We start from the raw sequence: 8,853 nt of genomic DNA, 5'->3' as shown, positions 1-8,853 counted from the left end.
CGAGATCATCCGCGTGGCATGATCTCAGCGGGGAAAGGGGCAATCACGCCTCAAGCCCTAGTTCTGCAACAACGCCGACGACGGGGTTCAGCGCGTCACCGGCAAATCGACCGTGATCGCGACCGGGTCCGTCCCTGTGCCGATCCCCGGTCTTGCGATCGGTGGCAAGGTCATCGGCAGCACCGAGGCGCTGGCCCTGCGGGAGGTGCCAGGCAAGCTGATCGTCGTGGGCGCCGGTTACATCGGGCTGGAGCTTGGCATCGCATTTGCCAAACTGGGATCGGACGTCGAGGTGCTGGAGGCGGGGCCGGACATCCTGCCGCTTTACGACCGGTCCCTCGTGGCACCGGTGAAGGCACGGCTCAAGGAACTGGGCGTCGTCGTCCGCACCGAAACGCGGCTGAAAGAGATCGGCAAGGCCGGGCAGGCCGTGGTCGACAGCGGCGAAGAGATTCCCTGCGACCGCGTTTTGATCACGGTGGGGCGGACGGCGAACACAAGCGGCTTCGGTCTTGAGACGCTTGATCTGGACATGAACGGGCCGTTCCTCGGTATCGACGACAGGTGCGAAACCTCGATGCGGGGCGTCTATGCGATCGGAGATGTCACCGGCGAACCCCTGTTGGCGCACCGCGCCATGGCGCAAGGCGAGATGGTCGCCGAAATTCTGGCCGGCAAACGGCGGCGCTGGGACGACAAGGTCATCCCCGCGGTGTGCTTCACCGACCCCGAGATCGCGTCCGTCGGCCTGTCGCCGCAGGAGGCCGCCGCGCAGAATATCGACCACCTCGAGGCGCAATTCCCGTTTATGGCCAACGGCCGGGCAATGACGCTGGAACGGGATGACGGTTTTATTCGGGGCGTTGCACGGCGCGAAGACCACGCCTTGCTGGGGGTGCAGGCCGTCGGGGCGGGGGTGGCCGAACTGGCGTCGTCCTTCGTCACGGCCATCGAGATGGGCGCGCGTCTCGAAGATGTCGCGTCGATTGTGGAAGCGCACCCAACGCTGGGCGAAGGCTTCCAGGAGGCGGCAATGAAATCGCTTGGTCACGCAATCCACATCTGAGAGGTGGCTGTCGTCAGCCCCCGCCGGAAGCATAAGGAAGCGGGGGGCGTGATGGCTGGGACACCCCTCGGCACTATGCCAAAAGCCGGCTGGCTGTTCGGGGGGGCGGCCACGATGCGGGCTGGTTCCGAGAAGCTTTGTAAAACAAAGGGATACGGGCATGTATCCCGGCCGGAAACAGCGCAAAGCCGCCGTCAAATTCGAACGGCGCCGACAGGGATCGAAGCGCCTCGCAACCCGTTGTGACCTCTGTCCAAGGGCCTTCCTCTTTGGCATTGCCCGCGCAGCCAATAGCGACGAAGTCTGACTCCAATTCGCACGGCTTGCCCGGAAATATGCGTTTTGTAGCCTAAGTTTTGCCCGAATATCCGCGCTTTCTACCCAAGTCCGAAAACTTCCCCGCTGCGGGGTCAAAGGTTAGGAGGCTGCACCATGACGCAAGAGACGGCAGTCTCACACGAGGCGACTGCCATGCCTGTTGGCGACGAGTTGCCGGCGGGCACTTTGCTGTGCCAGGGGCAATTCAGGATCAAGTGTTATCTCAACGCCGGTGGATTTGGCATCACCTACCTGGCGTATGACAGCCTGAATCGCAATGTCGTCATCAAGGAGTGTTTTCCCGGCGCCATGTGTTGCCGCGCCGAAGGTACTGTGCGGTTGCGTTCCAAATCGCACGAGATGGATTTCGAACGCGTCGTGGCACTCTTCGAGCGCGAGGCGCGGGCGCTGGCGCAGTTGCAGCACCCCAATATCGTCGGCGTGCACCAAATCTTTCAGGACAACGGTACAGCCTATATGGCGATGGACTACATCGACGGCCGCGATCTGTTCGAAGTGCTGGAGGACCAGCCCGAACCCTTTTCCCCGGAAGAGGTGGAGCGCATCCTCGGGCATCTGCTTTCGGCACTGTCCTTCGTGCACAAGAACGGCATCCTGCACCGCGATATCTCGCCCGACAATATTCTGCTGACGCCCGATGGTCAGCCGGTGCTGATCGATTTTGGCGCGGCGCGTGAAAGCGCCGTGCGCGCGACCCGGGTGTTGTCGCGCATCCACACGGTGAAAGACGGCTATTCGCCACAGGAGTTCTATCTTTCAGGCAGCGCGCAAGACCAGTCGAGCGATCTTTATGCGCTCGCCGCCACCATCCATCATCTGATCACCGGGTACGCTCCGCCCAACAGCAACCACCGCCTTGCCGCCGTCGCCCAGAACAAAGCGGACCCTTACGAGCCACTTGCGGGAACGGTACCCGGCTATTCGCACAGCTTCTTGTCGGCCATCGATACCTGTCTCAGCCTGTTTTCCAGCGATCGCCTCGCCTCTGCCGACGAATGGGCCGAGATGATCGCGGGTAACGCGGCAGAGCCGATGATCCCGAACGTCACGCTGGGAGACGATGTAAAGCGCCGCATCTCGCAGCTGGTCGCCGAGACGACCAGCTACATCGAGAGCAGCGAAGGGGGGCCAAAGACCGCCGAGGCCCAGAGCGTGCACGCCATCGCGCCAGAGCCCGAGCCGCGTGACGAAACGCGCGACTACTGGGCGCAGGTGAACCGCGAACTGGCCGAGTTGCGCGGTGATGTCGAATGCCAGCAGGCACTAGGCCGACAGCCTGATGAAGCCGACGTCCACGCGGATACCGAGGCCGGCCTGCACGGTGCGGGACGGTCCGGAAAAGCACCCCTGCTGCGACGCCTGTGCGGTTGGTTCGCCCCGCCGCGTCCCTCGGTCACCGACACCGCAATGCAGCCTGTGAAGGAGTAGCCATGCCCAGTTTCCGCAATATCGTCGCCCGCCGTCGCCCCGCCCCGCCTTCGACCCCGGTGGAGCAGGACGCGCCGCAAACCGGCCCGGACGATGAAGAGCGCGTGCAGAACGTTCTGGCAGAGATCGGCGAACAGCGGCATTCGCGGCTGGTCATGCCGCCCGCTCTGGACGAGACGCCGCCCCGCTGGAATCTGGAAGCGCCGCCGCAGACCATGGGCGCGGAAATTCTGAAAGAGGCTGCCAAGCAATCCACCGACACCACAGAAGAAGAAGCAGATGCGGCCGAGCCGGAAATCCCGGCAGCGCCTCCGCGCAAGATATGGGACCTGGAAAACGCGACTGCCGCTGCACCCGCCGCGGACAGCGCAGTGGACGAGACGCCCGACGAAACCCCACCTTTGGCAGCCTCGCCAGACCCGATGCCGGCTCTGGACCCTTTGATACTTGAACCGGCCATCGTTCCGGACCCGGCGCCCGCCCCGGTGCGCGGCGGGCGGGTCAAGACGCGGCTGCTGGGTTTTCACGCCGACGCGGGCATCGCCGATGCCTTCGCCACTGAAAAAGCGCCCGCGGTGTCTGACATCATCAATTTCCCGGTGGGCTGGGTCGTCATCGTCGACGGGCCCGGCAAAGGCCGCGCCTTCCCAGTGGCGCTGGGCCTCTCCACCCTTGGGCGGGGCAGCGATCAGACCATTCCCATCGATTTTGGCGATGACTGCATCTCGCGCGACACCCATGCCTCGATTGCCTACGACGACGAAGAGAACAAGATCCTTATCGGCCATGGCGGCAAGTCGAACCTTGTGCGGCTCAACGGCAAGCCGCTGGTCTCGGCGACCGAATTGCAGACCGGCGACCAGTTCCGTATCGGCAAGACGACCTTGCGGTTTGTGGCGCTGTGCGGCCCCGATTTCAGCTGGACGGATGCCAGTGATGCAGAGTGAGACGACTGCGGATGTCGCGACTGCGGTGGCGCTCGGCCGCCGTGACCGGCAAGAGGACGCGGTCGCCGCGCAGTTTACCGAAGGCGCCGATACCGGCTTTGCCATACTCTCCGACGGCATGGGTGGCCATGACGATGGCGATCTGGCGGCGCGGATCATCGTTTCCGAGGTTTTCGGGGCGATCAGTCTTTCGGACTGCGACGGCCCGCCTGAGCCAAGCGGCCTGCGCGACAGGTTGCGCCGCGCGGTCGAGAGCGCCAATTGCGCTCTGCGCGACGGAGTCGTGGCCGGGCTGGGGCAGGAGGGTATGGGCGGCACGGTCGTCACCGCAATCGTTCAGGATGACGCGCTGAGCTGGATTTCGGTCGGCGACTCGGCGCTGTATCTTTATCGGGACGGGCAGCTGCGGCGTCTGAACGAGATCCATTCCCTCGCCCCGCAGATCGACCTGATGGCCGCGCGTGGCGAGATCGACGCCGAAACCGCCCGCGATCATCCGCAGCGCAGTTGCCTGACCTCCGCGCTGGTCGGCGCCGGGATCAACCGGGTCGACTGCCCCGAGGCGCCGCTCGAGTTGCGGATCGGCGACATCGTCCTGCTGGCCAGCGATGGGCTCGAAGTGCTCGACGAAGAGCAGATCCGCGAAAGCGTTCAGCGCCACCACGCCGCCCCGAGCAAGGTGATCGCCCGCGCGCTGTTGCGGGCGGTGGAAGAACTGGACGCGCAGGATCAGGACAACGTCTCGGTCATCGTGATCAAACCGCATGTGGCGCAGGCCGCTTTCCCGAACGCGGCTACCGGACGGCTGTCTGCGTCTGGCTTTTTGCCCGATCTGCGCAAAGGGCTTGTGGATCTGCGCCAGACGGTGACGGCGCTGCTGACGGGGCAATCCGCCTGATGATGGGTCATGGCGTGATCGTGGAACGCCTTCGGGCGATGCAGGGCGAGCCTGGTCTTTCGGCGCGCGCGGCGCGGCGCTGCACGCGATTGATCGAGCGGTTCGAAACCCCGGTGCGCGTCGTGGTTTTCGGATTGCCGGGCGCTGGCAAAGCGGCCGTCGTCAACGCGCTGGCCGGGGCAGTGATGCTGCAGCCCGGTTCTCAGAGCGCGCCGGTGCTGATCCGCCACGGCGCGCGACCGGCGGCCACCCTGACGCGCAGCGATGGCCAGACGGTGCAAACCGCACCCGACATTCCCTTTGTCCCGCCCACCGACGCGGCCATTGTCGAGCTTGTCGCACCGGCCGAGGCATTGGCCGGCATGAGCCTGCTCAATGTCGTGGCCGATCCGTCGCCTGAGGATATGGGCGCGGCACTGACCTGGGCCGCGGCGCGCTGCGACATCGCGATCTGGTGCACACGGCACTGGACGCAAGAAGAGCAAGCCATCTGGTCGGCGGGGCCGGAAGGGCTGAAGGATCACGCGCTGATGCTGGCGCTCGCGCCCGCTGCCGCCAATGTGAATGAATGCCCGACCCGGGCGAACCATGCCTGGTGCGATTTGCGGCTCGACGCTGGCGGCGCCGCGCTTTGTCCTGCCTCGCAGGACAGGTTGCGGCGTCGCGTGGCGGGCATGATCGAAGAGGCGCGCGGCGCCGACCTGGATGCCGCCGTCTTCCTGCTTGAACAATACGCGCCACAGCCCGCTAAGGCGGGCGACGCACCCGCCACGCCGCAGACCCGACCGGCCCTGAATGTGGTCCCCGTCGCGCCACGGCCCAAAGACACCCCCCCGCCCGCGCCCGAAGCGCACGCGACCCTGTCGCGGCTGATCCTGGACCTGCGCGGCACCGCACGGGACGCGACGGCGCGCCTCGATGTGGAGGGTCCCGAAGGGCTTCTCGAAACGCTTGGAGACGCCTTCAGCCAGATGCTCGCCCTGGCCGAGGAAGAGCCTGCCTTCGGCGAAACCTGGCCTGCCTTGCTCGACACGCTGCGCGCGGCCGAGGCCATGGTGCTGCTCTTCGGCTTCGAAGGCGGCGACGGTCAGACAACCGAGGCCGCGATCCTGTTGGCGCAGGTGCGCGACGAAATGGAAGGCGCGCTCGCCGCCTGAGCAGCAGCCACGCATGTGAACGGGGTGCTTGCCCTGAGGAGTGACGATATGAAAACGCCCGACGCGACCCCGATCAAGCTGCTCGAGCAAAGCTATGCCGGCTTCCGCCCGCTGGCGGAGAAGCTTGAAACGCTCGATGCCCGCCTGCAAGCGGCCTGTGGCTCCGGCAGCGGGCCGATCGCCGATCGCGCCCGGCAACTGCGCCGCAAGATCGCCGCGTTCGAACCCAGCGTGACGATGATCGGCCAGGTCAAGGCCGGCAAGACGACGCTGGTCAATGCCATGACCGGCTGGTCCGGCCTGCTGCCCGCCGATGTGAATCCCTGGACCTCGGTGGTGACGTCGCTGCATCTCAAACCCGCCGCGCGCCGGGAACGCCGCAACGCCTCGTTCACCTTCTTTACCGGGGAAGAATGGGAGCACCTGGTGCAGCGCGGCGGGCGCATGGGCGAACTCGCGGGCCGCGCCGGAGCCGATGACGAACTGGACAAGGTCCGCGCCCAGCTTGAAAAGATGCGCGCCAAGTCGCGCGACCGGCTGGGGAAGCGCTTTGAGCTGCTGCTGGGCCAATCGCATGACTACGACCGGTTCGACGAGAGCCTGATCGAACGTTACGTCTGCATCGGCGATGATTTCTGGGATGAGGCGACGGGCGACCGCGACCGCGGCCGCTTTGCCGATATCACCCGCAGCGCCGATCTCTGGCTGAGCCAGCCCGAATTGCCGGTTTCTCTTTGCGTGCGCGACACGCCCGGCGTCAACGACACGTTCATGATCCGCGAGCAGATCACCATCAACGCGCTGCGTGGCAGCCGGCTGTGCATCATGGTGCTTTCGGCGACGCAAGCGCTGAGCTCGGTCGATCTGGCGCTGATCCGGATGATCTCCAACGTTGCCGCGCGCGACGTCGTCATCTTTGTCAACCGAATAGACGAACTGGCCGACCCGGCGCGCGACGTGGTCGAGATCCGTGAAAGCATCGTCGAAACCCTGAGCAAACTTGGCGGCCCGAAGGATGTCGAGATCATCTTCGGCTGCGGTATCTGGGCCGAACACATCCTGACCGGCAGCCTGGAAGAGCTTCCGCAGGACAGCGCCGAGGCGCTGCTGGGCTGGGCGGAAACCAATTACGAAGCCGAGAACCCCTTCGACACGCTCGAAGAGATGGTCTGGCACCTGTCGGGTATGCACGCGCTGGGCACCGCAATCGCGACCCGGATCGAGGCTGGCGCCGGTGCGCGGATGCTGCAAGAGCTCGAGGTCAAGATCGGAAATCTTGACCAGAGCCTCTCTGCGGCCTCCGCCGTCAGCGCGCGGGTCGATGGCCCTGGTGGTGGCTGCCTGATGGATGCAGAGGCGCTGCAACAGGCGCTGAACGAGGTTGAGCACGCTGCACGTCTACGGCTGGTGTCGGGGCTCGCGCCGCTGCAGCGCAGCCTGTCCGGCCGGATCGAGACATCGCGCCAAACCTTTGTCGACCGCGCCACCGCGGCGGTGATCCGGCACATGGAGGCGCATGGCGCGGTCGAGGTCTGGCGCTACGATCCGTGCGGGTTGCGGGTGCTGCTGCGCTCGGCCTTCCAGCGATACGTGCGCGCGGCGTCGAACCTCGGCAGCGAAAGCCTGGCCGCCGCCGCCGCCGATCTCAGCGCGCTGTATGCGAGGGCCTTCGATCTGCAAGGCACGTCGCCGGCAATCGAGCCACCGCCCTTGCCCCAGCCCGATCCGCCAGTGGTTCTGGGCCAGTCGATCGCGCTCGACCTGCAGGGCAACTGGTGGTCGCGTTTCTGGCGTCGTCGCAAGGGATACAAGGCTTGTGCCGAGGATTTCGCCAGCCTGATCCGGCAGGAGACGGAGCCTATGCTGAAAGCCCTGATGTCGGACAACGCCGAACGGTTCGAAGAGGCGCTGCTCGAGACGCTGAGCGAGTTCCTCGCAACGCATCGCAAGATCATGCTTGGCATGGCCGAGCCCGAAAGCATGGACGCAGAAACGCACCCCGATACGCCGGTCCCGCCACGCCATGTCACCAATACCGTCCAGCCCATGGAGGCCATACGATGAGCACCGAAAGCCTGCGCATCATCGACACCCGCACGACCATAGCCCGCAAGCCGCGCATCGCGCTCATGGGCGAGTTCAGCGCCGGGAAAAGCACGCTGGCCAATTTTCTGCTTGGCCATTCGATGTCACCGGTCAAGGCGACGGCGACGCAACTGCCCCCGGTCTGCTACACATACGGCGAGAGATCGGTATTTCGCGTCGACAATTCGGGCTCTGAGCACGTGATCGCCGACGGCGCGCTCGACGGTATTTCGCATCGTGACACGCAGGCGGTGCGTATCCGGCTCGACACCGAGGCTCTGGAATTCTGCGACCTGATCGACATGCCCGGCACCTCCGATCCGAACATGCCGCAGAGTGTCTGGGAACGGGTTATCGCGTATGTGGACAGCGTGGTCTGGTGCACGCCCGCAACGCAGGCCTGGCGGCAATCCGAAGCCGCCTTGTGGGAAATGCTGCCCGAACGTCTGCGCGCCAGCAGCCTGTTGCTGATCACCCGCATGGATAAGCTGCAAAACGAGGTCGACCGCGCCCGCGTTCTTGCGCGCGTGCGGCATGAGGCAGACGGGTTGTTCAAGGCGGTTCTTCCGATCTCGCTGACCGAGGCGCTGGCCGATCCCGATGACCCTGCCGTCCTTGAGAGCGCTGGCGCAGACTTGTTCGTCGAAAATCTTGTCGAGATCGTCGAGACCCCGGGCATGTTCAGCGCGGATCCGGGACCGATGCGCTTCGATGCGCTCGAAGAGGCGGGAAAAGCCCCCTCTGCAGCGGAGGATCCGCAGCCCGGCGCGCCGAATGACCGGGGTGCGGAGGTCGTGATTCCGCGCAGGGTGGTGATGAAACGGGCCCGGCCGCGCACCCGGCCAGTGGCCCGCGCCTCTTACGGCGCGGCCGTGGAAACTTCTCCTTATTGGGATCCATGTAATAACAGGTTCAAATGACTGCGTGGGGCAC

Annotated in this window: 7 protein-coding genes and 1 pseudogene; all 8 read left to right on the top strand. The window is 65.3% G+C overall.

Annotation, left to right across the window (positions count from 1 at the left end; all coding sequences use genetic code 11):
• Positions 1-91: 91 nt before the first annotated feature.
• A pseudogene (locus RXV88_RS20040) lies at positions 92-637 on the top strand (FAD-dependent oxidoreductase); the annotation flags it as partial.
• Positions 638-1,066: a hypothetical protein gene (locus RXV88_RS20035; RefSeq protein ID WP_316295273.1), complete on the top strand. Its 429-nt coding sequence runs from the start codon at positions 638-640 to the stop codon at positions 1,064-1,066. It abuts the pseudogene before it with no gap.
• Positions 1,067-1,498: 432 nt separating this feature from the next.
• Positions 1,499-2,833, top strand: coding sequence for a serine/threonine-protein kinase (locus tag RXV88_RS20025; protein ID WP_316295271.1), 1,335 nt, complete (start codon positions 1,499-1,501; stop codon positions 2,831-2,833).
• A complete protein-coding gene (locus RXV88_RS20020; RefSeq protein WP_316295270.1) occupies positions 2,773-3,780 on the top strand; it encodes an FHA domain-containing protein in 1,008 nt (335 codons plus the stop codon). Before RXV88_RS20025 ends, RXV88_RS20020 begins: the two co-directional genes overlap by 61 nt.
• On the top strand, positions 3,770-4,678 hold the full coding sequence (locus RXV88_RS20015) for a PP2C family protein-serine/threonine phosphatase (protein ID WP_316295269.1): 909 nt from the start codon (positions 3,770-3,772) through the stop codon (positions 4,676-4,678). Before RXV88_RS20020 ends, RXV88_RS20015 begins: the two co-directional genes overlap by 11 nt.
• Positions 4,679-4,692: 14 nt before the next feature.
• Positions 4,693-5,835, top strand: coding sequence for a hypothetical protein (locus tag RXV88_RS20010; RefSeq protein ID WP_316295268.1), 1,143 nt, complete (start codon positions 4,693-4,695; stop codon positions 5,833-5,835).
• A gap of 48 nt (positions 5,836-5,883) precedes the next feature.
• Positions 5,884-7,899, top strand: coding sequence for a dynamin family protein (locus RXV88_RS20005; RefSeq protein WP_316295267.1), 2,016 nt, complete (start codon positions 5,884-5,886; stop codon positions 7,897-7,899).
• Complete coding sequence (locus RXV88_RS20000) at positions 7,896-8,840, top strand: dynamin family protein (RefSeq protein WP_316295266.1); 945 nt, start codon at positions 7,896-7,898, stop codon at positions 8,838-8,840. Before RXV88_RS20005 ends, RXV88_RS20000 begins: the two co-directional genes overlap by 4 nt.
• The last annotated feature ends 13 nt before the right edge of the window (positions 8,841-8,853 follow it).

Origin of the sequence: Aestuariicoccus sp. MJ-SS9 (assembly GCF_032586235.1) — a bacterium.
Taxonomy (GTDB): Bacteria; Pseudomonadota; Alphaproteobacteria; order Rhodobacterales; family Rhodobacteraceae; genus Aestuariicoccus.
This window is presented reverse-complemented; position numbering and strand designations above follow the sequence as displayed.

Coding starts and splice junctions, on each gene's coding strand:
- RXV88_RS20035 (WP_316295273.1), top strand. CDS start 638: ATGGCGCAAGGCGAGATGGTCGCCGAAATTCTGGCCGGCAAACGGCGG.
- RXV88_RS20025 (WP_316295271.1), top strand. CDS start 1,499: ATGACGCAAGAGACGGCAGTCTCACACGAGGCGACTGCCATGCCTGTT.
- RXV88_RS20015 (WP_316295269.1), top strand. CDS start 3,770: ATGCAGAGTGAGACGACTGCGGATGTCGCGACTGCGGTGGCGCTCGGC.
- RXV88_RS20005 (WP_316295267.1), top strand. CDS start 5,884: ATGAAAACGCCCGACGCGACCCCGATCAAGCTGCTCGAGCAAAGCTAT.
- RXV88_RS20000 (WP_316295266.1), top strand. CDS start 7,896: ATGAGCACCGAAAGCCTGCGCATCATCGACACCCGCACGACCATAGCC.